The following is a 23,372-nucleotide window of genomic DNA, read 5'->3' on the forward strand; positions in this document are numbered from 1 at the left end:
TATAAATCGGTGAAAACGACAAAGGATGGCACCCCATCCTTTGTTTTTATCATTATGTCTGATTCTACAGTAACTGTTTGTTTCGTCGTTACTTTGCAGCAATACGCTGACGAACTGCCTCAAACAAACAGATGCCGGATGCTACAGATACGTTCAAGCTTGAAACGCTACCAGCCATTGGGATCTTAATCAAATCGTCGCAGGTTTCACGAGTCAGACGACGCATACCGTCACCTTCTGCCCCCATTACGATAGCAAGGGGTCCAGTCAGTTTGGCTTGGTAGATGTCGTGCGTTGCTTCACCCGCAGTACCAACAAACCAGATGCCTTTCTCTTGCAATGTACGCATAGTACGAGCCAAGTTAGTCACTCGGATCAATGGCACGACTTCAGCTGCACCACAAGCGACTTTACTTACCGTCGCATTCATTGGCGCAGAACGATCTTTCGGTACGATGATCGCCGCAGCACCTGCCGCATCTGCGTTACGTAAACACGCACCAAGATTGTGTGGATCGGTCACTCCGTCTAACACTAATAGCAGTGGGGATTCGTGCTGCGCCAGGATGTCATCTATATCGTTCTCATTCAGCTGCTTCGCTGGTTTCACACGAGCGATGATGCCTTGGTGATTTGCACCGCGCGCTTTGTCATCCAAGGTTTTACGTGTCATCTGCTGAATAGAAACACCACAAACCTGAAGATCATTTAGGATTGGCATTAGGCGATCATCTTGACGACCTTTTAAAACGTACGCCTCGATAAAACGCTCTGGTTCGCGCTCCAATACCGCCTTCACTGCGTGAATGCCGTAGATAAATTCGTTACTCATTGTTTAACCTGTTGTTCTGGTCGTATTGCCTGCGCCAACCAAGTTTGAACTAAGTTGGCGCTTCAACCTACTGCGCTTCTTTTTTAGTGCGCTTGGTTTTCTTCGGCTTACTGTGCGGCTTCTTTTTACGTGCTTTTTTCACTTTAGGCTTCTCGTTGCCTTCGGCGTCACCACGTTTTGGGCCATTACGCTTACTCGTTGCGCCCGTTTCTTCTGGGCGTTTAGTTGGCTCTATCGCAGGAACTGCACGAGCCGCGCCACCTTCTTTCGATGAAGAGCGAGTCGCAGCGCGTTTTTTATCTTTCGCTTTGCGTTTTGCTTCCGCTGCGCGTTTCTTCGCAGTCTTACCTTCGCCGCGTAGCTTACGACTTGTTTCGACCAATTCAAAGTCAATTTGCTTATCATCGAGGTTAACAGCCAGTACTTTTACTTTTACTGCATCACCTAAGCGGTAGATGTTACCGAAACTTTCACCAATAAGTCGTTGACCAATCGGGTCAAATTGATAGTAGTCGTTCGCAAGGGTAGAAATATGTACCAAACCATCGATGTGCAAATCCGTTAAACGTACAAAGAAGCCAAAGCTAGTGACATTAGCAATAACACCGTCTAGTTCGTCACCGACGTGGTCTTGCATATATTCACACTTCAGCCAATCCGCAACATCACGTGTTGCATCATCAGCACGGCGCTCTGTCATCGAACATTGTTCGCCGTAAAAATCCATGTCGTCAAACGAGTAATGATAGCCACCTGTTGGTGTCCAGCGATCTTGATTACGACCTTCTTCTTTAGCAATCAGATACTTGATTGCACGGTGAAGTAACAAGTCAGGGTAACGACGAATTGGCGACGTAAAGTGTGCATAGCGTTTCAATGCCAACCCAAAGTGCCCCGCGTTATCTGCGTTGTATACCGCTTGCTTCATTGAGCGTAGCAGCATGGTCTGAATCAACTCTTGATCTTGACGCCCGGAGATTTGACGTGCGAGATCAGCATAGTCCGTTGGTGAAGGCTCTAAACCACCTTTTAGCTCAAGACCAAGTTCACTTAAGAAGTCACGGAAACCTTGCAGGCGTAATTCACCTGGAGATTCGTGGATACGATAAAGCGCGGGCTCTTTCGCTTTTTCTACCAGCGATGCCGAAGCAATGTTGGCTAAAATCATACATTCTTCGATGATCTTATGCGCGTCATTACGAATTACTGGCTCAATGCTTTCGATTTTACGTTCCGCATTGAAAATAAATTTGGTTTCAACGGTTTCAAATTCGATTGCACCGCGTTGATCGCGTGCTTCTTTCAGCACTTTGTACATCTTGTGCAACTCTTCTAGATGAGAAACAAGCGGCTGGTAGCGCTCACGTAGTTCTTCATCCCCTTCTAGAATCGCGCTCACTTTGCTATATGTGAGACGAGCGTGCGAGTTCATCACCGCCTCGTAATGCTTGTAACCAGACAGCTTACCGGTATCAGAAATGGTCATTTCGCACACCATACACAAGCGATCTACTTGCGGGTTGAGCGAACATAGGCCGTTCGATAGTACTTCTGGCAACATCGGCACAACTTGCGACGGGAAATATACTGAGTTACCACGATTGATCGCTTCTTTGTCCAACGCAGAGTCAGGACGAACGTAGTAACTGACGTCAGCAATCGCTACCCATAAACGCCAACCACCTTCTTTGTTCTTTTCACAGTAAACGGCATCATCAAAGTCTCGTGCGTCTTCGCCGTCAATGGTCACTAGTGGCAAATCACGTAGATCCACACGACCAACTTTCGCTTCTTCTGGTACTTCTTCGCCTAAGTTTTCGATTTGTTTATCGACGGCTTCTGGCCATTCGTGAGGGATTTGGTGTGTACGAATCGCAATTTGTGTTTCCATACCTGGTGCCATGTTTTCACCAAGGACTTCAACCACTTTACCCATCATGCCGCGTGAGCGTGAGCCACGATCAGTAATTTCAATTACGACTACGTTACCCATTCGTGCACCCGCTTTGTGCTCATTTGGGATCAGGATATCTTGGCTGATACGCGAGTCATCTGGGACAACGTAGGAGTATCCATATTCAAGGAAGAAACGACCGACGATTTGATCATTACGCTCCTCTAGCACACGCACCAAACGTCCTTCACGGCGGCCGCGCTTGCTGTTATCTGTAGGTTGCACTAAGACAAAATCACCGTGGATGATGTTCTTCATCTGATGGTGCGGTAACAGAATATCATCATCCTTGCCGACGCTGCCTTCTGGACGTACCCAACCATGGCCATCACGATGACCAATCACGTAACCTTTCACCATTTCAAGTTTTTCAGGCAATGCATAGCACTGACGGCGGGTAAACACCAGTTGGCCATCTCGCTCCATCGCACGTAGCCGACGACGCAACCCTTCGTATTGCTCTTCGCCCTCAAGCTTTAGTGCCTCAAACAAGTCGTTACGATTCATTGGAACGCCCGCTTGCTCTAGAAACTCGATGATAAACTCTCGGCTTGGAATTGGATTTTCGTAATTTTTGGATTCACGATCTGCAAAAGGATCGTTTGGAATATTGTCTGACATAGGCACGCCTATCTAGCAAGGAAGGTATATGGCTAGTATATCTGAGTCTCTCGATAAGCTACAGAATTGCTTTGAAAAAAGAATGATCGAGATCGACTCTAGGCATGCAAATGAGTTAAGGACGAGCCAGCAAGATCAAAAGTTCAGAATTGTCACTGAGCAAGGATTCAATCGTGCAGCCATCCAACTCCGCCAGGAAGGCACTTTTTGCTTTCGCCAATTTATCTTTGAGGCGGCAAGCAGGGGTAATATGGCAAAAATCCACACCACAGTTGACTAAATCTAACGGCTCTAAATCGCGCACAACACCACCGACTGTGATTTCAGACGCTGGCTTCATCAGCCGGATACCACCGTTTTTTCCGCGCACGGTATGGACATAACCCAATTGCCCTAACCGATTGATAACTTTAACCATATGGTTGCGCGACACACCAAATAAATCCGTCACTTCGGTAATGCTGGTTAACTCATCTTCCGGCAACGAAGCCAAGAAAATTAAGGTTCTCAACGCATAATCAGTGAAACTAGTTAACTGCATATTCTCTCCCAAAGTGCGACTCAATAACCCGCTGGTGATGCTAAAACCCCAAACTTGAGCTATCGATAAAAGTGTAAATCTTTTCTTGATCGAAAGATACATTTGAGATACAACTTTAAACATGCATTATAAATACAACTTAAAGTAGGAAGCCCTTATGCTCAGCAATCAAACTATCGAGATCGTCAAAGCGACCGCACCACTCATCGCCGAAACAGGACCAAAACTGACCGCGCACTTTTACGAGCGTATGTTTACTCATAACCCTGAGTTGAAAGATATTTTTAACATGAGTAACCAGCGTAACGGCGATCAGCGTGAAGCATTATTCAACGCTATCTGTGCCTATGCTGCCAATATTGAAAATTTGCCAGCTCTGCTTGGCGCAGTAGAGAAAATTGCGCATAAGCACACGAGCTTTTTGATCACAGAAGATCAGTACCAAATCGTTGGTAAGCATTTACTTGCGACAATCGATGAGCTTTTTAATCCAGGTCAAGAGGTGTTGGATGCTTGGGCTAAGGCTTACGGCGTACTTGCGAATGTATTTATTCAGCGCGAAGAACAAATTTACCAACAAAATGAAGCTTTGGAAGGCGGCTGGCGCGGTCTACGCGAATTTGAATTAGTCGATAAAAAGATTGAGAGCAAACACATTTGCAGCTTTGTGTTCAAGCCAACCGATGGCCAAAAAGTGGCGCCGTATAAACCGGGACAATACCTTGGCATCTACATCAACAGTGACCAGTTAGAAAACCAAGAAATTCGCCAATATAGCCTGTCTTCTGCGGTCCAAGAGAACACCTACCGTATCTCAGTAAAACGCGAAGAAGGCGGAAAAGTGTCGAACTACCTGCACGATAGCCTGAACATTGGCGAAAAAGTGCAGCTTGCAGCCCCTGCCGGTGATTTCTTTATGGATGCCGAACCACAAACACCCGTTGTTCTAATTTCTGCTGGTGTGGGACTTACTCCAACGCTGTCAATGCTAGAAAGTCTCTCAGCACATCAAGCACCTGTAACTTGGGTTCATGCAACCGAAAATGGCCAACAGCATGCTTTCAAGCAACACGTAAACCAACTCGTTGCAGAAAAAGAAAATATGAACGCGCTCGTTTGGTATAACCAACCAACGGCAGAAGACAAGCTAGGTGAAGACTTCCACTTCACGGGCTTTGTCAATCTGTATGAAATTGAAGCTGCATTAAAGCAAGATAACGTGCAGGTATACTTCTGTGGTCCTGTAGGATTTATGCAGCACGTAGCGAAACAGCTATTAGAACTTGGCGTACCAGAAGAGCAATTCCATTACGAATGCTTCGGTCCACACAAAGTGGTTTAAGCGCTACCAACTATCGGGAAAACAACAAAGCCCACGTGACATGGGCTTTGTTGTATGAAGTTGTTTGCAATATTGAAGCGTTACCAAAAGGTGTCTCGCCGTTTAGCTCGAGCAATAACGTTTTGTGGCATGCGCTGTTCAAGGCCGTTTCTCAATACAGTTATGCGCTTATGCTGCCGCTTATCTGCTGTGACAGAGTTATATAACCAACGATACGCATCTTCGTAATCGAGTGGACTGCCATAATCACGTAAAAGCAACTCGGCCAGATGAATACGCGCGTTTAGGTTTCCCATTGACGCAGCTTCTCGCAAATATGGAATTGCACGTTCTTTATCTTGCTGTACTAAAGTGCCACGCGAATAGTATCGGCCAATCTGCTCTAGTGCAGCTGGTAACCCCTGATGCGCTGCATTTTCGATGTAGTAAAGACCCAGTTCGACATCTTGCTCGACACACACCCCCCAAGCTAACATATCTCCGTATAGAAACTCATAAGCGGGTAAGTTAATTCGAGTCGCACGAGCTACGATATCCTCCACCAGCTGGCAGTTATCAGCGCGCACACGTTGTAAGTGCTTATTTTGCTCAATAAGCTTTATCAGCTCTGCTTCGGTATAGATCGGAACTGGTGCCCCCACATCAGCAACATTAGCTTTCACTGTGGTAGCAACCAAGGTCAACAACAGTGAAGCAGCCACTGTTCGTAACTTCATAAACGTACCCTTAAGGTATCTAAGAAACCAAAGATCGGTGAAGGATCTCCTCTGCTTGATAACCTTATCGGCAAAAACCAGCTAAGCTTTAGACAATTTTTGCCTCTGACTTAGACTCAGCGGCAAAAATTTGCCATATGAGAATCACGCTGTTTTTGTTCAGATACAAAAAAGCCGACCAGAAGGTCGGCTTTTGCAATCTTTAACGGCTATCAATTAAGCTTCGAATGGATGAACTTTGATGATAGTTTCGTTACGGTCAGGACCTGTAGAGATGATGTCTACTGGAACGCCAGTTAGCTCTTCAATACGCTTGATGTAGTCAAGAGCGGCTTGTGGTAGAGCATCTAGTGACTTAGCACCAAATGTGTTCTCAGACCAACCAGGCATTGTTTCGTAGATTGGCGTTGCTTTTTCGAATGCTTCAGCAGCCATCGGAGAAACTTCTAGCACAGAGCCATCTTCCATCTTGTAACCAGTACAGATTTTTAACTCTTCTAGACCATCTAGTACGTCTAGTTTAGTTAGACAGAAACCAGATACAGAGTTGATTTGGATTGCACGACGCATAGCAACAGCATCGAACCAACCTGTACGACGTAGACGACCAGTTGTCGCACCGAACTCGTGACCAACTTCACCTAAGTGCTTACCAATTGGATCTTGCTTATCTAAACCGTCGTATAGTTCAGTCGGGAATGGACCAGCACCAACGCGAGTACAGTACGCTTTCGCGATACCCAAGATGTAACCGATGTGACGAGGACCAAAACCAGAACCTGCAGCAACACCACCAGCAGTCGTGTTAGAAGACGTTACGTACGGGTAAGTACCGTGGTCGATATCAAGTAGTGTACCTTGTGCACCTTCGAACATGATCTTGTCGCCGCGCTTACGTGCTGCGTCTAGTTCGTCAGTTACGTCGATAACCATTGAAGTTAGTAGCTCAGCGTAGCCTTTCGCTTGCTCAAGTACTTCTTCGTAGCTTACTGGCTCCGCTTTGTAGAAGTTAACTAGTTGGAAGTTATGGAACTCCATGACTTCTTTTAGCTTCTCTGCGAAAGTCGCCATATCGAATAGGTCGCCAACGCGTAGACCGCGACGAGCAACTTTATCTTCGTATGCTGGACCGATACCACGACCAGTAGTACCGATAGCTTTTTTACCGCGAGCGATTTCGCGAGCTTGGTCCATTGCAACGTGGTAAGGAAGAATTAGCGGACATGCTTCAGAAATGAAAAGACGCTCGCGTACTGGAATACCGCGCTCTTCAAGAGGCTTCATTTCTTTAAGTAGAGCTTCAGGTGATAGTACAACACCGTTACCGATAACACATTTTACGTTATCGCGAAGGATACCTGATGGAATTAAGTGAAGAACGGTTTTTTCACCGTCAATTACGAGAGTGTGACCTGCGTTGTGACCGCCTTGGTAGCGTACCACGTATTTTGCATCTTCAGTTAAAAGGTCTACGATTTTACCTTTACCTTCGTCACCCCATTGGGTGCCTAGAACGACTACGTTATTTCCCATCTTTCCAAGTCTGATTGCTAGTTAAAAATGGATTCTAGCACCGAATCACGCTTCTTGCAGTCATTTTTTGTTCACAGAGTTGCTACCAGAATGTCATCTTGCCGCTTTGTTCATTTTGAAATCAGCATATCACTGATAGTATTTAGCTTTCTCTATTCGACTGGAAAGCGCTATGTCTGAATCCATATGGTTGGCGATTGGGCTCGTCTTGATCGTGGAAGGCATTGGGCCACTGATTGCTCCTAACGGTTGGCGGAATATGGTGGCTCAATTAAGTGAACAACCCAACAATCAGCTACGACGCATCGGTGGCTGCCTAGTAGTTGCTGGAGCCGTCATCGCCATCATGATGAGCTAGCACTTAGCATCAGATACAAAAAAGGCTCCCTAAGGAGCCTTTTATTTCAATGAGACGCGGAGATTATTTCTCCATGCTGCCCTTCGACTGGTTCATGTATTGGAAGAACTCACTCTTCGGATCAAGCACCAGAATATCGCTCTTAGAGCTGAAGGACTTCTCATACGCACGTAGCGAGCGTAGGAAGCTAAAGAACTCAGGGTCTTTGTTGTACGCTTCAGCATAAATCTTCGCAGCTTCAGCATCCGCTTCACCTCGTGTCACACGCGCAGTTTTATCAGCTTCAGCTAGAATAGTTGCTACTTCTAGTTCTGCTTGAGCACGAATAACTTCCGCCTTTTCACGACCTTGAGAACGGTGCTTACGAGCAACAGACTCACGCTCCGCACGCATACGACGGTAGATAGACTCACTGATTTCATCAGGCAGGTTGATTTTCTTCATTCGGAAATCAACGACACGAACACCCAAGTCTTTCATTGCGCTTTCACGCGTGTCTTTCAATACTTCAGACATGATTAGGTCGCGTTCACCATCAATCTCAAGCGCCTCACGAGCCGCTTCAGTTGCGACAACATCGGCACTTGCGTCTTCTGGTAGCACATCATCGTTACGTGGACCAGATACGATCTGTTTGATTTCACGAGCACCGATTTCAGAACGAAGCACGTCCGTCACTTTACGCTCAAGTAGTGCCTCTGCCGTTAGCGAGTTACCACCGCCTGTCGCGAGGTAGTAGCGACCAAAATCTTCAATACGCCACTTCACGTAGGTATCAATGATAACGTCTTTTTTCTCAGACGTTACGAAACGGTCTGCACGGCCATCCATTGTTTGGATACGTGCATCAAGTTGTTTCACACGGTCAAACAAAGGCATCTTGAAATGCAGACCAGGCTCGTAAATTCGAGTGATGTCGTTGTTGTCTTTCAAGACACGACCAAATCGAACCACGATACCGCGCTCACCTTCAGGAATCACAAACAAAGACATCAACATTAATGCCAGTGCGATTACCAGTACAGGGATCATTAACTTACGCATTCTTAGTATCTCCCTTGACGTGAACCTGTTGAACGAGACTGCGAGTTCGAAGTGTCTTCTTGTGTACGATCAGACTCAAGTTGAATTTGATCATAGGTTGAAGATGACTTCGATTTACGTTTGGTATCTGCTTTGCCCTCTTGTCCCGCCAACTTATCAATTGGAAGGTAAAGAAGATTGCCGCTTGATTCCGAGTCAATCAACACTTTCGAAGTACTTGAGTACACCTCTTCCATTGCGTCAATGTACAGACGATCACGCGTTACACCAGGCGCTGCTTGGTATTCTGGTAATAGTTTTTCGAACTGTGCTACCTGACCAAGAGCCTCGTTAGTGACACGCTCATTGTAACCTTGTGCTTCTTTCTTCAAACGCTCCGCACGACCCGTTGCCTTAGGCAAGATTTCGTTCTTGTATGCTTCAGCTTCACGAATGAAACGCTCTTCATCCTCACGTGCTGCGATTGCATCATCAAACGCATCTTTCACTTGCTCTGGTGGACGAGCAGACTGGAAGTTCACATCAACAAGTACCAGACCCATATCATAGCTATCAATGATTTGGTTCAGTGTTTCTTGCGTAGTTTGACGAATTTGCTGACGACCACTGGTTAGAATGCTATCCATCAATGAGTCACCAATTACTGCACGTAGTGCAGAATCCGTTGCTTGACGCAAGCTGTCGTCTGCATTGGTTACACGGTACAAGTATTTGTATGGGTCAGTCACTCGGTACTGCACATCCATCGCAACTGTTACAACGTTTTCATCTTTGGTCAGCATTAGACCAGATGCACGTAGTGAACGAATCGCTTGTACGTTTACCGCTTCGTACTCATCAATAAAGCGAGGACGCCAGTTAAGACCTGGGTCTACGATACGATCGTATTTACCTAAACGCAGTACAACACCACGCTCTGCTTCACCGATGGTGTAAAAACCAGCGAAGAACCAAACTGCAACAGCAATCAGAGCAATCACGCCAAAGCCAATTGCACTACCACCACCGCCGCCGATTGGAGAACCACCGCCGCCTTTTTTACCAAACTTGCCGCCCAGCTTTTGACTCAGTTTGTTGAACACTTCATCTAAATCTGGCGGACCTTGATCTCGGCCACCAGGACGCTGGCCACCACGATTATTATTACCCCAAGGGTCATTATCGCGGCCATTGTTGCCGTTGTTATTTCCAGGCTCATTCCACGCCATTAGAAAGCTCCATCATTTGATATGACGTTATACTGTAGCAGTCCTTTAAGTGACTATAAAGCCAGTCAAAACTGCCCCTTCTCTTTTTTCAAGTCTAGACCAATCTACTTGCTGCATTCGAATATCGATCAACAAGTTACCATCCTGGTCATATTCCTCACGTTGAATACACTTCATTTGGAAGAAGGTACTACGGAATCGTCCTTGATACTGTGGAGGAATTCGCAACTGATGCTCGACCATTTGTGACGCCAGACGTTCCGTCAGCGCCTCAAACAGGACATCAATGCCCAACCCATCCATTGCTGAAACCCAAACTGCGCGAGGTACGCCTTCCTCGTCTCGTTCTATACGTGGTTTCTGCGAATCTAGATTGTCGATTTTGTTCATGACAACCAGAGTCGGCACTTCATGCGCGTCGATCTCTTCTAGTACTTCATGAACAGCTTGAATATTCTCACGAAAACGCTCATCACTGGCATCAACAACATGTAACAAAATGTCAGCTTCTTGCGTTTCCTGCAAGGTTGCCTTGAAGGCCGCAACCAAGTCGTGTGGCAAATGTCGAATAAAACCAACCGTGTCTGCCAAGATGGCAGGACCAACATCTGCTAACTCTATCTTACGTAAAGTCGGGTCCAAAGTAGCAAATAATTGATCAGCCGCGTACACGCCAGCTTCTGTAATACGGTTGAAGAGTGTCGACTTACCCGCGTTGGTGTAACCCACAAGTGAAACCGTTGGGATTTCAGCTCGATTTCGGGCGCGGCGCCCTTGTTCACGCTGCTTCGCTACTTTGTCTAAGCGTCGCAGGATGGCTTTGATTCTGTCACGCAATAAGCGACGGTCGGTTTCCAGCTGGGTTTCACCCGGGCCACGTAAACCGATACCACCTTTCTGCCTTTCAAGGTGTGTCCAACCACGAATCAAACGAGTAGAGATATGACGAAGTTGAGCCAGCTCTACCTGTAGCTTACCTTCGTGTGTTCGAGCTCGTTGAGCAAAGATATCGAGAATAAGACCAGTGCGGTCGAGAACTCGACATTGGCACAGTGCTTCGAGGTTACGTTCTTGGGCAGGAGAGAGGGCGTGATTAAAAATCACAATTTCGGCACCAGTTGATTGTACCGCTGTAGCAATCTCTTGGGCCTTACCCTCTCCGACATAGTATTTCGGGTGTGGGGATTGACGACTACCAGTTACCACTTGTAGCGCCTCTACCCCAGCAGAAGAAACCAGCATTTCGAACTCAGCCAGATCTTCCCATTCACCTTCTTGCGTGAAGTTGATATGAACAAGTACGGCTCGCTCACCGGATTCATAACGGTCAAACAAGCAATCAACTCCTTATTTTAAAAATACTCGATGAAGAATTAATCTTCAGATTTCTCTTGTGGACGCTCACCTTGTGGACGTTCACCGCTGTGATGGCTCACTGGACGAGCCGGCACAACTGTTGAGATCGCGTGCTTGTACACCATTTGGTTAACAGTATTCTTCAGCAGGATCACAAATTGATCGAATGATTCGATCTGACCTTGTAGTTTAATACCATTCACAAGGTAGATAGATACCGGGATACGCTCACGACGTAGCGCGTTTAGAAATGGGTCTTGTAGAGATTGCCCCTTAGCCATTTTTATTTTCCTTATTTAATTTGTAGTTGTAATTATTTAGCTAGTGGTGCAATGCAAAAGATACGGCTTTTGCATCTGAGCTAAACGAATCAAAAATGCACTCTAAGTAATTAGCAGCATAGTATAAAAACCGCCAACAACAGATCCTTTGAGAGTGCGTTCACGCAAAAACGATCACATTATACACAGCTATGTCAATCAGATGCTATTGCTTCCGACATCGTTTCTAATGCCTGTTCAATGTTCTCGCTATCCAACCAAGTTAAATCATCCCAGCTGCGTAACCAGGTGATTTGACGCTTGGCCAATTGACGAGTCGCGCATACGCCACGAAATACCGCTTCGTCACGTGTACACTCCCCATCTAAATACTCCCACATCTGTCGGTAACCGACGCATCGTATGGAAGGAAGATCGGGGTGAAGATCTTTTCGCGAATGTAACGCTTTCATTTCTTCTTCAAAGCCCGCTTCCATCATCTTCTCGAAACGGAGTTCAATCCGACGGTGAAGTTCTGCCCTATCCTTGGGAGCTATTGCAAACTGCTTGACTCGGTATGGTAGGCTTTCACCTTTCGTTTGAGTCAATTCAGTCAAAGTTTTACCTGAAATGCGAAAAACTTCCAATGCCCGAGATAAACGTTGGGGATCATTGGGATGGATTCTCGCGGCTGACACAGGATCAACCTCTTTGAGTTCATCGTGCAACACTGACCAACCTTTAGTCAATGCCTCTTGTTCAATTTGCTGACGAATTTCAGGATTTGCAGCAGGAAGTGGTGATAAACCTTCAAGTAACGCCTTGTAATACAGCATTGTTCCACCCACAAGAAGTGGAATTTTTCCTTCTGCAACAATATCATCCATCGCTTTCAATGCATCTCGACGAAAGTCGGCGACAGAGTAAGATTCACTTGGATCCAAAATATCTATCAAGCGATGAGGCGCCAAACTTAACTCTTTTTCATCCGGTTTCGCCGTACCGATATCCATCCCTTTGTAGATCAAAGCAGAATCAACACTGATGATCTCAATCGGAAATTTTTGACGAAGACGAATCGCCAGCTCAGTTTTGCCTGATGCAGTTGGCCCCATTAAAAATAGCGCCAAAGGTAGTTTATCTGTCATGGTTTTAATTTGGCTATCGTGGCAGAGAAATCAACAGCGGATACGAATTTTGTATCTTCTAATGGCAATTGACCATGTCTTAGCTGTTCAAGTTCCGCAATAATTTGAATGGCTTCAGAAAAAGTATAGTGACTCTTCACTGTCGTGACCTGTAATGCGAGCCAATCTATCAACTCAGACAGCATCTGAGCCGCTGCTATACCTTCGTTCACACAAGATTGCGCGTAAGATAACAGATCTGGTACTAAATTTTGTAAGTTTTGTTGACGCAGCGGAGCTGGGACGCCCATCACCATTAAGGCGTGCTCGTTTCTCGCTTTCAATTGAATACCAAGCAATGCCAAATCTTGTTGATAATCTTGGGCCAGTCTCACTAATTCGGCCTCTAACTTAATAGATAGAGGAACAAGCAGAGGTTGTGCCTTGAGTGCACCATCGCTTGGAGAAAGCTGGCCTTTTACACGATAAAATTCTGCTCTAGGTAACGAGACTAACGCCGCCCCACTGTCACTGCTCATCAAAACAAATTGTTCATCGACCACCATCAGCGCTTTGCCTAATGCAGTAATCGATGGCATTGATGTGTGCGAAGTTATCGTTTGGGGCGCTATTGGAGTGACTGCCTGAGCCTCAAACTCTAGCGTTTTCAACAGCTCGTGATAAGCGCGTACTTCTTGTTTAGTTGGCGCTGGTTCTACGTGGCGCTCTTTACTGTGACTTGGCTTTGGTGCAGGTTTGGATTCCACCCAATCATTACGTTTGAATGACTCCACTACGCGCGCCTCTCGCACGGAGGTTTCACTAGGACCGCTATTACGAGGCTTCACTTCATAATCACTGCGTCCAGGATAAGCCGGTGTACTCTCTATCGCTTGATAAACCCGCTCTGGTACTGGTGAAGATGCTGGCTCTTGTACTTTTTCAGGCTCTGGCGAATGCTCAATCTCTTCGGATTCAGTCGGTTCCACGCGATGAAATGCCGATTCATTCACCTGTGGTTTATCAATCACGGCGCTTTGTGAAAGTGCATCCGTCAAAGCTTGATAGATGAAATCATGCACCAAACGAGCTTGGTGGAAACGCACTTCATGCTTAGCAGGGTGAACATTCACATCTACTTGGTGCGGATCTAGCTCAATAAAGAGCACATACGCAGCAAACTGATCTGGCTTTAAGCTCATTTCATAGCTTTGACGAATCGCGTGATTGATTAATTTGTCACGCATCATTCGGCCATTCACATAGCAATATTGTAAATCGCTTTGCTGCCTTGCTCCCTCTGGTGTGGTAATCCACCCATGTAGCTTTAACCCTTGATGCTCAAGCTCGATTCTGAGCATATGCCGCACAAACGCATTACCGCAGACAGCAGCAATACGCTTTTCGGTTTGAAGCTGATTTTTCGCCGCGCGATATTGACGGATGATCTTGCCGTTATGACGCACATTGATGGTGACATCAAAGCGGCTTAACGCAATGCGTTTCAATAACTCATCAATATGAGCAAATTCGGTTTTCTCCGTACGAAGAAACTTGCGACGCGCTGGAGTATTAAAAAATAAGTCCAACACCTCAACGGTAGTGCCAATCGGGTGCGCTGCTGGCTTAAGCTTCACCTGCATATCACGCCCTTCGGAGTAGGCACTCCAGGCTTCTTCTTGTGCCGCAGGACGCGATGTGAGCGTCAAACGCGAGACTGAGCTAATACTGGCTAACGCTTCACCGCGAAAACCTAGACTCATAATGGCTTCGAGATCATCTAAGGTATGTATCTTAGATGTCGCATGACGACTGAGCGCTAAGCCGAGTTCATCTTTCGCGATACCTTTTCCGTTATCACGAACACGAATCAGCTTTGCGCCTCCTTTCTCGATATCGATATCGATTCGAGTTGCGCCAGAATCAAGACTATTTTCAACCAGCTCTTTAATCACAGAAGCAGGTCTTTCGACCACTTCCCCTGCGGCGATTTGGTTTGCAAGTCTGGCTGGCAAAATTTTAATCGTCATAATGAGTTAGAAGCTCACCTACTTGTTTGGAATGATCAGGACTTGCCCAACCGCTAGCTGATCAGAGCGTAAGTTATTCGCTTTACGAATGCTCGATACGCTAACGCCGTATTTGGACGCTATTTTGCCAAGGAACTCACCCCGAGAAACCTTGTGCTTACGAATCGGTTTATCTTTTACCGCGACCGTTATCTTCAACTTTTGCCCTACCCACAACGTATCTGACTTCAAGTTATTCTCTCGGCGGATATCTGAAACCTTCACTTTATAGTGATTCGCAATCTTACCTAAGAACTCACCAGACTTAACCTTGTGCGTAATGGTTTCTGTCTCAACAGTAATCGGTTTACTTGGCACTTTAATCGTACCAGCAGAAGGAATGTTGAGCTTCTGACCAATTGCCAAGCCTGTCGACTTCAAGTTGTTTGCCGACATCAGCGCTTTAGAGCTAAGCCCATATTTGTTCGCGATCACCGATAATGACTCGCCACGCTTTACAATATGTACCATTGGCTTCGCTGAAGGCGAGAACACCGTACCCTCTGGTGGGTTATCTTTTAAGTACTTGACGACCGCCTTAGTGATAGCCTGAGCTAACTTATCTTGGTGCGCTCGTTGAAACAGTAAACGCTCTTCTGTTGGGTTAGAAATAAAGCCCGTTTCCACTAGCACAGACGGAATCTGTGGAGAGCGTAAAACCGCAAGGCTGGTGTTGATCGGTTTGGTGTTATGCAGGTGCGCAACACGTCCCATCTCACCTAGGATTTCTGTTGCCAGTTTATAGCCTTCTTTTTGTGAGTGACTAAACTGCAAGTCCAGCAAAGTTTGGTTCACGTTACGATCTTTTGTCTTCGTGAAGAACGCATTACCCGAGCCGCCCAATAACTCAGACTGTTTCTCATGGTTCTCGACCCAACGAGCAATTTCGGTATTTGCACGACGAGTATTTAGTACGAAGACCGATCCACCGCGGGGCTTCGGTGAAGTAAACGCATCTGCGTGAATGGAGATCAGCAAGTGCGCATCATTTTCACGAGCAATCGCGACACGACGGTTTAAGTTTACAAAATAATCTCCCGTACGAGTCATGCGCGTTTTAATACCAGGAGTCGCATCGAGCTGAGCAGCAATTTTTCTTGAGATACTCAATACCGCATCTTTCTCGTACTTACGACGTGAAGGGCCAATAGAGCCAGGGTCTTCCCCACCGTGACCAGGGTCGATAACAATTAACACTTCTTGAGCTCGTTGAACTGAACTCATGTCTTTGCTGGCCGCCGCTGGCTTACTCGGTTTAGAGGTCGATGCCTTCTTACCGTGCGGTAAATCAATCACCAAGCGGTGACCATACTGCCCACCTGGTGTTGGGCTTAATTTAAATAATTCCGCTTGAACGCTCTTTTTTAGTTCAAACACCAAACGATAAGTGCCCTTCTCTGGAGGCGAGCTTTTTCGTACCAGTTTTAAAACAGGGCTATCCGTAACAGTAACAGGCAGTTTGGCCTGCATCGTCGTGCTTTTTAAATCCACGACAAGGCGATCCGGCCCTGATAAAGAGAAATAGGAATAGTCAGCTTCCGAGCCTAAATCGATGACAACACGTGTTTCATCAGGTGAAGGCCAAACTCGAAAACTCTTAACGACGTTAGCAAATGCTAAATTGGGGATGAGAAGGAGAAAAGTGGCGACAAACGTCGCCACTACTCTAAAATTAGAAAAACTCAACATAGCTCCAATCGACTGAGTAACTGCACACCATAATCATTATTAGCTGTTAGTTCGGCTACACGTTGCTCACCTTGGTAGCGAATGTTTACATCAAGATCCGGTTGTGGCAGTAAGCCATGCCCTTTTTCAGGCCATTCAACCAAGCAAATCGCATCGTCTGTGAAATAGTCTCGAATCCCCATAAACTCAAGCTCTTCAGGATCCGCAAGACGATAAAGGTCGAAGTGATATACTTGCCACTGATCCAACTGGTACGGTTCGACTAGAGTATAAGTTGGACTTTTCACGTTACCTTGATGACCAAGAGCACGGACAAAACCACGACTAAAGGTTGTTTTACCTGCACCCAAATCACCATGCAGATAAATTGTGGTTTGCTGGGAACAAAGCTGAGCCAAAGCGGTGCCTAGTGCAACCGTTTCATGCTCATCTTTTAAATTGAATTGTTTCGTGCTCATTGATGCTTCTCTAACTAATGATCGTTGACTATATAAAAATCAAAAGAACAGGAATAGTAAACCGTGTTGGTTTTGAGAGACAAGCTTTCAAATGTCATATGTGCGAAAAAAGTATCCAATAAACGGTATCTTAATCATCTTAGTATCGACCTAGATTTAGAATATATGCAAATGACTTCAATAAGCAGTATTCACAACATCAAAAACGTACCTAACTGGGTAGCACCAAAGCCAGAGATCCGTTAAGATCCGCCCCCCTTTATTCCGGTGGTTAACATGAACTACGAACAACTCGCACAACAAATCAAAGTTTGGGGAAAAGAACTCGGCTTCCAAAAAGTTGGGATCTGCGACGTTGATCTGAGTGAACATGAAGCAGCACTACAAAAATGGCTTGATGCAGGCTATCACGGCTCAATGGATTGGATGGCTCGTCACGGTATGATGCGTGCTAGACCCCATGAGCTACTCCCGGGAACCGTTCGTGTTATCAGCGTCCGGATGGACTATCTGCCACCAGAGGCTCAATTTGCTTCGAACCTCGCGAATAAAAGTCATGCCTATATTAGCCGCTACGCACTAGGGCGCGATTATCACAAGCTCGTCAGAAAGCAGCTAAATAAGCTCGGCAAACTTATTGAACAAGAGGTTGGTCAATATGGTCACCGACCTTTCGTTGATTCCGCACCAATATTAGAGCGACCTCTCGCCCAAAAAGCGGGCTTAGGTTGGACCGGGAAACATTCCCTGATTTTAGATCAAGACTGTGGATCGTGGTTCTTTTTAGGTGAACTACTTATCGACTTACCACTACCCGTAGATGAGCCAAGCGTTGATCAGTGCGGTAAATGCAAAGCATGCATTACATCATGCCCAACACAAGCCATCGTTGAAGACAAAGTTGTCGATGCCAGGCGTTGTATCTCTTATCTCACCATCGAGTTCGATGGCGTGATTCCTGAAGAGTTTCGAAAGCCAATGGGTAACCGCATTTATGGTTGTGACGACTGTCAATTGGTTTGCCCATGGAACCGCTACGCCGACATAACGGAGCAAGATGATTTCCACCGTCGTGACAGTTTCAAAAACCCTGACCTCGTCGACATGTTTAACTGGGATGAAGCGACTTTTCTAAAAAATATGGAAGGCTCCGCTATCCGTCGTATTGGTCATATACAGTGGCTACGTAACATCGCTGTCGCACTTGGTAATGCAGAATATAGTCAGCGAATCATAGATGCGCTGGAAAGTCGGCAAGGTGAAAATAAATTACTTGATGAGCACATTAAATGGGCTTTGACAGAGCAACTGAATCAACTCCCCACTGAGAGTAATTCATCTATAGAGACGAAAAAGCAACGCTTAATAAGGATAGTCGAGAAGGGACTGCCGAGAGACGCATAGAGCGTAGTCTATATGCAAGAGATTGAAAGTACTTTTGCATGTTCAATTCATGACCTTGTTCTCAATTTTGTAATGTGGAAAAAAATTTGAGATTCAAGAAAAACAAGCTAGCAGAAAAAAGTTAAACACAGCTCGGAGAAATGACTAGGATCAAAAAAATACCAGTTAATGATCGTATTTTAACGTACTCGATCCGACAAAAAACTTATTTTTTCTTTATATAACAAAGATTTAATTGATATTTCTTTGTTATTTCAACTTCACTTTAGAGAAAAGATCTTTCTTCCCCATCATAAAAAGTCGAGCTAAAAACACTTTATCAACCAACTTATCCACAGAACGACGTATGTGGATAACTCTGTTAATTAAAGTAGATAAAACACGCGAAGCCTCATCATACTTGTACGTCAGCCGATTCATATCGTGTTTTAAACACAAACGAAATCGTCCGACATCATATGATGCGGATAAAAGTTTAGCTTTTGGGGATTCATGCTTCGCAGCATTATGAAAAGAGCGATGTGATTGGTTGCGAGAAGCAGGCGTTGAATCAAGCGGCGCATCCGTAGACGAATTAACAATTGTATACTAAATAAGTACTCAATCTATCGTCTTGTATTTGGTTGCGGGGGCCGGATTTGAACCGACGACCTTCGGGTTATGAGCCCGACGAGCTACCAAGCTGCTCCACCCCGCGTCCGAGTGCTTCATCTTCGTTGATGATGAAGGCTTTGCTTTCATTTATAAAAAGAAACTGGAGCGACACACGAGGTTCGAACTCGTGACCTCAACCTTGGCAAGGTTGCGCTCTACCAACTGAGCTAGTGTCGCCTTTTGTCACCGTTAAGCACGATAAAGGCTATATATTGGAGCGACACACGAGGTTCGAACTCGTGACCTCAACCTTGGCAAGGTTGCGCTCTACCAACTGAGCTAGTGTCGCATTTTGTCACCGTTGAGCACGATGAGGGCTATATATTGGAGCGACACACGAGGTTCGAACTCGTGACCTCAACCTTGGCAAGGTTGCGCTCTACCAACTGAGCTAGTGTCGCATATTAACAGCAGTCGCTATTAATGGAATTTGGTTGCGGGGGCCGGATTTGAACCGACGACCTTCGGGTTATGAGCCCGACGAGCTACCAAGCTGCTCCACCCCGCGTCCGTATTGTGTCACCGTTAAGTACCGTGAGAACTGTAAAACTGGAGCGACACACGAGGTTCGAACTCGTGACCTCAACCTTGGCAAGGTTGCGCTCTACCAACTGAGCTAGTGTCGCATTGGTTGCGGGGGCCGGATTTGAACCGACGACCTTCGGGTTATGAGCCCGACGAGCTACCAAGCTGCTCCACCCCGCGTCCGTATTGTGTCACCGTTGAGTACCGTGAGAACTATAAAACTGGAGCGACACACGAGGTTCGAACTCGTGACCTCAACCTTGGCAAGGTTGCGCTCTACCAACTGAGCTAGTGTCGCATTGGTTGCGGGGGCCGGATTTGAACCGACGACCTTCGGGTTATGAGCCCGACGAGCTACCAAGCTGCTCCACCCCGCGTCCGTATTGTGTCACCGTTAAGTACCGTGAGAACTATAAAACTGGAGCGACACACGAGGTTCGAACTCGTGACCTCAACCTTGGCAAGGTTGCGCTCTACCAACTGAGCTAGTGTCGCATTGGTTGCGGGGGCCGGATTTGAACCGACGACCTTCGGGTTATGAGCCCGACGAGCTACCAAGCTGCTCCACCCCGCGTCCGTATTGTGTCACCGTTAAGTACCGTGAGAACTATGAAACTGGAGCGACACACGAGGTTCGAACTCGTGACCTCAACCTTGGCAAGGTTGCGCTCTACCAACTGAGCTAGTGTCGCATCAACAACGTTTCCGCTGTTTAGGGCTGCGAATTATAAGAGCATTTTTTTGTGATGCAAGTCCTTCCTTCAAAAAAACTTTATTTTTTTACTGAACGACGAAAAAGCAATCAAAAGCGATATAAATTACAACAATTTGGATCGCAACCTTAACAGTTAAATCTTGAAAATAGTACCTCGATAGTACTTAAGTTCTGCGATGGACTCACGAATGTCGTCCAAGGCCAAATGTGTTCCCTGTTTTGTGAACCCATTTAGCACCTCAGGTTGCCAGCGACGTGCTAGTTCTTTAAGAGTACTAACGTCAACATATCGGTAATGGAAGAACTCTTCCAACTCAGGCATATGCTTGTATAAAAAGCGACGATCCTGCCCAATGCTGTTACCACATATTGGCGACGCCCCTTTTGGCACCCATTTTTCTAAAAATTCAATGGTTTGTGCGACTGCGTCTTGTTCTGAGATTTGACTGTTTCGAACGCGCTCCACCAAACCGCTTGCCGTATGCGTATTAGTACACCAGTCGTCCATTTTCGCCAGTTCTTCTTCCGGCTGATGAATCGCTAACACTGGACCTTCAGCCAAAATATTTAGTTCGCTATCCGTGACAATAGAAGCAATTTCGATGATTTTGTGCGTTTCAGGATCAAGCCCTGTCATCTCTAAATCAACCCAAATTAGGTTTTGATCGCTAAAGGACATGGTTACGCCGCCTATTTGTTTATCGATAAAAGAGGTACTATACCTCAAAATACGAGAAACACGATACTCATACACGGAGCCAAGAGTACGGCTCAACCATTTGAGTAAATTCACATAAAGTACAGAATTGTGGCAAAGAAGAAAAAGTTAACCAAAGGTCAGGTGCGACGCGTACGTAGCAACCAACAAAAGCGTTTGAAGAAGCAAGAAGATTCCATCCAGTGGGATGAAAACATGCTAGGCGCCAGCAAGCAAGGTCTCGTGATCACTCGTTTTGGTCAGCACGCGGACATTGAAGACCTTGAAACAGGCGAAATTCAACGCTGTAACCTCCGCCGTGGTATTGAGTCTCTAGTATCTGGCGATCGTGTTTTATGGCGCGAAGGATTGGAGTCTATGGCGGGCATCTCTGGTGTTGTTGAAGCGGTAGAACCTCGCTCTTCAGTGCTCACTCGTCCAGATTATTACGATGGCCTAAAACCCGTTGCAGCCAATATTGATCAAATGGTCATTGTCTCTTCGGTATTACCAGAGCTATCGCTAAATATTATTGACCGCTATCTCGTTGCATCAGAAACACTGAATATTGCGCCATTGTTGGTCTTAAATAAAGTCGACCTTCTAGAAGCCGATGACCGTGCAATGTATGAAGAATGGCTCAAAGAATATGAACGTATTGGCTATAAAGTGCTTCTGGTCAGCAAGAAGTCTGGAGAAGGCATTGCTGAACTAGAAACCCTACTGCGTGATCGAATTAATATCTTTGTTGGTCAATCAGGCGTAGGGAAATCCAGCTTAGTCAACGCGTTAATGCCGGAACTAGAGAGCGAAGTGGAAGAAGGCGAAGTCTCTGAGAACTCTGGCTTGGGCCAACACACCACGACGGCTGCACGTTTATACCACATTCCAACGGGTGGCGATTTGATCGACTCACCTGGAGTACGTGAATTTGGTCTTTGGCATTTGGAAGCAGAAGAAGTAACAAAAGCATTCGTTGAATTTCGACCATATTTAGGCGGTTGCAAGTTCCGAGATTGTAAACACAATGATGACCCAGGCTGCCTTCTACGCGAAGCTGTCGAGAACGGGGAAATTAACGAAACTCGCTTTGAAAACTATCATCGCATTTTGGAAAGCATGGTTGAAAACAAAGCAAATCGTCAGTATTCACGTAATAAAAAAGCCGATCTGTAATTGAGTTAAGGCTGTAACTGTGTAAAAAGTCTTCACCTAATACTGACAAGCAAATTAAATTTCAGTAACATCACGCGCCCTAAAGCGCGAATCTAACAGAAGTATCGGAATTAAAGATGGACAAGTTTAAAGTTGGACTGCAGTACTGGATCCCACAACACGGCCTCACTCGCCTAATGGGTAAACTGGCTTCAGCAAAAGCTGGCGGTCTAACAACAGCAGTTATTCGTTGGTTTATCAAACAATACAATGTGAATATGGATGAGGCAAAGCACTCAGATCCTAAGCATTTTAAAACGTTCAACGAGTTTTTCGTTCGTGAGCTAAAAGAAGGCGCACGCCCAATTTCTGAAGGCGAAAACGTCATCACTCATCCAGCCGACGCTTGTGTTAGCCAGTTTGGCCCTATTGAAGATGGTCAACTTATCCAAGCAAAAGGTCATCACTTCTCAGCACAAGAATTGCTGGGCGGTGACGCGAATTTAGCTGACGAATTTAAAGATGGTTCTTTTGCGACATTGTACCTATCTCCGCGCGATTACCACCGTGTACACATGCCATGTGACGGCACTCTGCGCCAAATGATTTACGTACCAGGTGACCTGTTCTCAGTAAACCCTCTGACAGCAGAAAACGTACCAAACCTATTTGCACGTAACGAGCGTGTGGTGTGTATCTTCGATACTGAGTTTGGTCCAATGGCACAGGTGCTTGTTGGTGCGACAATTGTTGGTAGCATTGAGCAAGTATGGGCTGGCACGATCACTCCGCCTCGTGGAAACACTGTCTACAAATGGGATTACCCAGCAGAGGGTGACAAGGCCGTGATCTTGAAAAAAGGCGAAGAGATGGGCCGCTTCAAACTGGGTTCTACTGTTATTAACCTGTTTGCCAAAGACGCGATTGAGTTTGACGCAAGCATGGAAAACGGTAAGCCAACCGTTATGGGCACACCTTACGCCTTAAAAAATTGAGTAAAACACCGTTAAGAGCCCTTTATTCAGGGCTCTTTTTATTGATAAAAAGCAAAACTCCGTTCGAAATTTAGCCTCTATTTCTCAAACTCATACCTGCCTCTAAGACCCTCATTCCA

19 protein-coding genes and 12 tRNA genes are annotated in these 23,372 nt (G+C 45.9%); 5 read left to right on the top strand and 26 right to left on the bottom strand.

Going from position 1 to position 23,372, the window contains the following annotated elements; translation table 11 throughout:
• Window positions 1–88: 88 nt before the first annotated feature.
• From rlmB to nsrR, 3 genes are all read right to left on the bottom strand, one after another.
• On the bottom strand, window positions 89–832 hold the full coding sequence (rlmB, locus tag IJ23_RS19960) for a 23S rRNA (guanosine(2251)-2'-O)-methyltransferase RlmB (protein ID WP_005381395.1): 744 nt from the start codon (window positions 830–832) through the stop codon (window positions 89–91).
• Between the two features lie 67 nt (window positions 833–899).
• Window positions 900–3,407 carry a ribonuclease R gene (gene rnr, locus IJ23_RS19965; protein ID WP_017821742.1) on the bottom strand — a complete coding sequence of 836 codons (2,508 nt, stop codon included), beginning with the start codon at window positions 3,405–3,407 and terminating at the stop codon, window positions 900–902.
• A gap of 115 nt (window positions 3,408–3,522) precedes the next feature.
• Window positions 3,523–3,948, bottom strand: a complete 426-nt coding sequence (gene nsrR, locus IJ23_RS19970) for a nitric oxide-sensing transcriptional repressor NsrR (RefSeq protein ID WP_033907174.1) — start codon at window positions 3,946–3,948, stop codon at window positions 3,523–3,525.
• 157 nt (window positions 3,949–4,105) lie between these two features.
• On the opposite strand from nsrR, the gene hmpA reads away from it, so the two are divergent.
• Entirely contained in the window at window positions 4,106–5,290 is a 1,185-nt protein-coding gene (hmpA, locus tag IJ23_RS19975; protein ID WP_033907175.1) for an NO-inducible flavohemoprotein, read from the top strand.
• Between the two features lie 80 nt (window positions 5,291–5,370).
• Here hmpA and motX read toward each other — a convergent pair whose 3' ends face one another.
• Both motX and IJ23_RS19985 read right to left on the bottom strand, forming a co-directional pair.
• Window positions 5,371–6,006: a flagellar protein MotX gene (motX, locus tag IJ23_RS19980; RefSeq protein WP_005381388.1), complete on the bottom strand. Its 636-nt coding sequence runs from the start codon at window positions 6,004–6,006 to the stop codon at window positions 5,371–5,373.
• Window positions 6,007–6,222: 216 nt separating this feature from the next.
• On the bottom strand, window positions 6,223–7,539 hold the full coding sequence (locus IJ23_RS19985) for an adenylosuccinate synthase (protein WP_005381385.1): 1,317 nt from the start codon (window positions 7,537–7,539) through the stop codon (window positions 6,223–6,225).
• A gap of 172 nt (window positions 7,540–7,711) precedes the next feature.
• Here IJ23_RS19985 and IJ23_RS19990 point away from each other — a divergent pair, with 172 nt between their 5' ends.
• The gene (locus IJ23_RS19990; protein ID WP_005381383.1) at window positions 7,712–7,897 is read left to right on the top strand and encodes a DUF2065 domain-containing protein; all 186 of its coding nucleotides are present in this window, start codon (window positions 7,712–7,714) and stop codon (window positions 7,895–7,897) included.
• Between the two features lie 63 nt (window positions 7,898–7,960).
• On the opposite strand, the gene hflC is transcribed toward IJ23_RS19990, so the two are convergent.
• From hflC to tsaE, 8 genes are all read right to left on the bottom strand, one after another.
• The gene (hflC, locus tag IJ23_RS19995; protein WP_005381382.1) at window positions 7,961–8,941 is read right to left on the bottom strand and encodes a protease modulator HflC; all 981 of its coding nucleotides are present in this window, start codon (window positions 8,939–8,941) and stop codon (window positions 7,961–7,963) included.
• Window positions 8,942–8,943: 2 nt separating this feature from the next.
• On the bottom strand, window positions 8,944–10,149 hold the full coding sequence (gene hflK, locus IJ23_RS20000) for an FtsH protease activity modulator HflK (RefSeq protein WP_005381381.1): 1,206 nt from the start codon (window positions 10,147–10,149) through the stop codon (window positions 8,944–8,946).
• 45 nt (window positions 10,150–10,194) lie between these two features.
• Window positions 10,195–11,484 carry a ribosome rescue GTPase HflX gene (hflX, locus tag IJ23_RS20005; RefSeq protein WP_005381380.1) on the bottom strand — a complete coding sequence of 430 codons (1,290 nt, stop codon included), beginning with the start codon at window positions 11,482–11,484 and terminating at the stop codon, window positions 10,195–10,197.
• Between the two features lie 38 nt (window positions 11,485–11,522).
• Entirely contained in the window at window positions 11,523–11,786 is a 264-nt protein-coding gene (gene hfq, locus IJ23_RS20010) for an RNA chaperone Hfq (RefSeq protein ID WP_005381379.1), read from the bottom strand.
• A gap of 194 nt (window positions 11,787–11,980) precedes the next feature.
• Window positions 11,981–12,913, bottom strand: a complete 933-nt coding sequence (miaA, locus tag IJ23_RS20015; RefSeq protein WP_005381378.1) for a tRNA (adenosine(37)-N6)-dimethylallyltransferase MiaA — start codon at window positions 12,911–12,913, stop codon at window positions 11,981–11,983.
• A complete protein-coding gene (mutL, locus tag IJ23_RS20020; protein ID WP_005381376.1) occupies window positions 12,910–14,922 on the bottom strand; it encodes a DNA mismatch repair endonuclease MutL in 2,013 nt (670 codons plus the stop codon). Before mutL ends, miaA begins: the two co-directional genes overlap by 4 nt.
• Before the next feature lie 18 nt (window positions 14,923–14,940).
• Window positions 14,941–16,650 (bottom strand): N-acetylmuramoyl-L-alanine amidase, encoded by a 1,710-nt coding sequence (locus IJ23_RS20025; protein WP_005381374.1) that lies wholly within the window; start codon window positions 16,648–16,650, stop codon window positions 14,941–14,943.
• Window positions 16,644–17,108, bottom strand: a complete 465-nt coding sequence (tsaE, locus tag IJ23_RS20030; protein WP_005381372.1) for a tRNA (adenosine(37)-N6)-threonylcarbamoyltransferase complex ATPase subunit type 1 TsaE — start codon at window positions 17,106–17,108, stop codon at window positions 16,644–16,646. Before tsaE ends, IJ23_RS20025 begins: the two co-directional genes overlap by 7 nt.
• 276 nt (window positions 17,109–17,384) lie before the next feature.
• On the opposite strand from tsaE, the gene queG reads away from it, so the two are divergent.
• On the top strand, window positions 17,385–18,512 hold the full coding sequence (gene queG, locus IJ23_RS20035; protein ID WP_033907176.1) for a tRNA epoxyqueuosine(34) reductase QueG: 1,128 nt from the start codon (window positions 17,385–17,387) through the stop codon (window positions 18,510–18,512).
• A gap of 620 nt (window positions 18,513–19,132) precedes the next feature.
• Here the strand turns inward: queG and IJ23_RS20040 are convergent.
• The 13 genes from IJ23_RS20040 to orn form a co-directional block, all read right to left on the bottom strand.
• Window positions 19,133–19,209 (bottom strand) — tRNA-Met (locus IJ23_RS20040).
• Between the two features lie 58 nt (window positions 19,210–19,267).
• Window positions 19,268–19,343, bottom strand: a tRNA-Gly gene (locus tag IJ23_RS20045).
• Window positions 19,344–19,379: 36 nt separating this feature from the next.
• Window positions 19,380–19,455: transfer RNA gene (locus IJ23_RS20050), tRNA-Gly, on the bottom strand.
• 36 nt (window positions 19,456–19,491) lie between these two features.
• Window positions 19,492–19,567 (bottom strand) — tRNA-Gly (locus tag IJ23_RS20055).
• Between the two features lie 30 nt (window positions 19,568–19,597).
• Window positions 19,598–19,674, bottom strand: a tRNA-Met gene (locus tag IJ23_RS20060).
• A 42-nt stretch (window positions 19,675–19,716) separates the two neighbouring features.
• A tRNA-Gly gene (locus tag IJ23_RS20065) sits at window positions 19,717–19,792 on the bottom strand.
• A 2-nt stretch (window positions 19,793–19,794) separates the two neighbouring features.
• A tRNA-Met gene (locus tag IJ23_RS20070) sits at window positions 19,795–19,871 on the bottom strand.
• Between the two features lie 42 nt (window positions 19,872–19,913).
• Window positions 19,914–19,989: transfer RNA gene (locus tag IJ23_RS20075), tRNA-Gly, on the bottom strand.
• Window positions 19,990–19,991: 2 nt separating this feature from the next.
• A tRNA-Met gene (locus tag IJ23_RS20080) sits at window positions 19,992–20,068 on the bottom strand.
• Window positions 20,069–20,110: 42 nt separating this feature from the next.
• Window positions 20,111–20,186, bottom strand: a tRNA-Gly gene (locus tag IJ23_RS20085).
• A 2-nt stretch (window positions 20,187–20,188) separates the two neighbouring features.
• Window positions 20,189–20,265: transfer RNA gene (locus IJ23_RS20090), tRNA-Met, on the bottom strand.
• A 42-nt stretch (window positions 20,266–20,307) separates the two neighbouring features.
• Window positions 20,308–20,383, bottom strand: a tRNA-Gly gene (locus tag IJ23_RS20095).
• Window positions 20,384–20,539: 156 nt separating this feature from the next.
• On the bottom strand, window positions 20,540–21,085 hold the full coding sequence (gene orn / locus IJ23_RS20100; RefSeq protein WP_017635574.1) for an oligoribonuclease: 546 nt from the start codon (window positions 21,083–21,085) through the stop codon (window positions 20,540–20,542).
• Between the two features lie 129 nt (window positions 21,086–21,214).
• Between orn and rsgA the strand changes: the two genes are divergently transcribed.
• Both rsgA and asd read left to right on the top strand, forming a co-directional pair.
• On the top strand, window positions 21,215–22,279 hold the full coding sequence (gene rsgA, locus IJ23_RS20105; RefSeq protein ID WP_005386419.1) for a small ribosomal subunit biogenesis GTPase RsgA: 1,065 nt from the start codon (window positions 21,215–21,217) through the stop codon (window positions 22,277–22,279).
• Between the two features lie 116 nt (window positions 22,280–22,395).
• Window positions 22,396–23,253, top strand: coding sequence for an archaetidylserine decarboxylase (gene asd, locus IJ23_RS20110; RefSeq protein ID WP_033907177.1), 858 nt, complete (start codon window positions 22,396–22,398; stop codon window positions 23,251–23,253).
• The last annotated feature ends 119 nt before the right edge of the window (window positions 23,254–23,372 follow it).

Origin of the sequence: Vibrio sp. OY15 (assembly GCF_000742455.1) — a bacterium.
GTDB lineage: Bacteria > Pseudomonadota > Gammaproteobacteria > Enterobacterales > Vibrionaceae > Vibrio > Vibrio alginolyticus.

Coding starts and splice junctions, on each gene's coding strand:
- IJ23_RS19990 (WP_005381383.1), top strand. CDS start 7,712: ATGTCTGAATCCATATGGTTGGCGATTGGGCTCGTCTTGATCGTGGAA.
- miaA (WP_005381378.1), bottom strand. CDS start 12,913: ATGACAGATAAACTACCTTTGGCGCTATTTTTAATGGGGCCAACTGCA.
- tsaE (WP_005381372.1), bottom strand. CDS start 17,108: ATGAGCACGAAACAATTCAATTTAAAAGATGAGCATGAAACGGTTGCA.
- nsrR (WP_033907174.1), bottom strand. CDS start 3,948: ATGCAGTTAACTAGTTTCACTGATTATGCGTTGAGAACCTTAATTTTC.
- IJ23_RS20025 (WP_005381374.1), bottom strand. CDS start 16,650: ATGTTGAGTTTTTCTAATTTTAGAGTAGTGGCGACGTTTGTCGCCACT.
- queG (WP_033907176.1), top strand. CDS start 17,385: ATGAACTACGAACAACTCGCACAACAAATCAAAGTTTGGGGAAAAGAA.
- IJ23_RS19985 (WP_005381385.1), bottom strand. CDS start 7,539: ATGGGAAATAACGTAGTCGTTCTAGGCACCCAATGGGGTGACGAAGGT.
- hflK (WP_005381381.1), bottom strand. CDS start 10,149: ATGGCGTGGAATGAGCCTGGAAATAACAACGGCAACAATGGCCGCGAT.
- motX (WP_005381388.1), bottom strand. CDS start 6,006: ATGAAGTTACGAACAGTGGCTGCTTCACTGTTGTTGACCTTGGTTGCT.
- orn (WP_017635574.1), bottom strand. CDS start 21,085: ATGTCCTTTAGCGATCAAAACCTAATTTGGGTTGATTTAGAGATGACA.
- hmpA (WP_033907175.1), top strand. CDS start 4,106: ATGCTCAGCAATCAAACTATCGAGATCGTCAAAGCGACCGCACCACTC.
- rlmB (WP_005381395.1), bottom strand. CDS start 832: ATGAGTAACGAATTTATCTACGGCATTCACGCAGTGAAGGCGGTATTG.
- hflC (WP_005381382.1), bottom strand. CDS start 8,941: ATGCGTAAGTTAATGATCCCTGTACTGGTAATCGCACTGGCATTAATG.
- rnr (WP_017821742.1), bottom strand. CDS start 3,407: ATGTCAGACAATATTCCAAACGATCCTTTTGCAGATCGTGAATCCAAA.
- asd (WP_033907177.1), top strand. CDS start 22,396: ATGGACAAGTTTAAAGTTGGACTGCAGTACTGGATCCCACAACACGGC.
- mutL (WP_005381376.1), bottom strand. CDS start 14,922: ATGACGATTAAAATTTTGCCAGCCAGACTTGCAAACCAAATCGCCGCA.
- hfq (WP_005381379.1), bottom strand. CDS start 11,786: ATGGCTAAGGGGCAATCTCTACAAGACCCATTTCTAAACGCGCTACGT.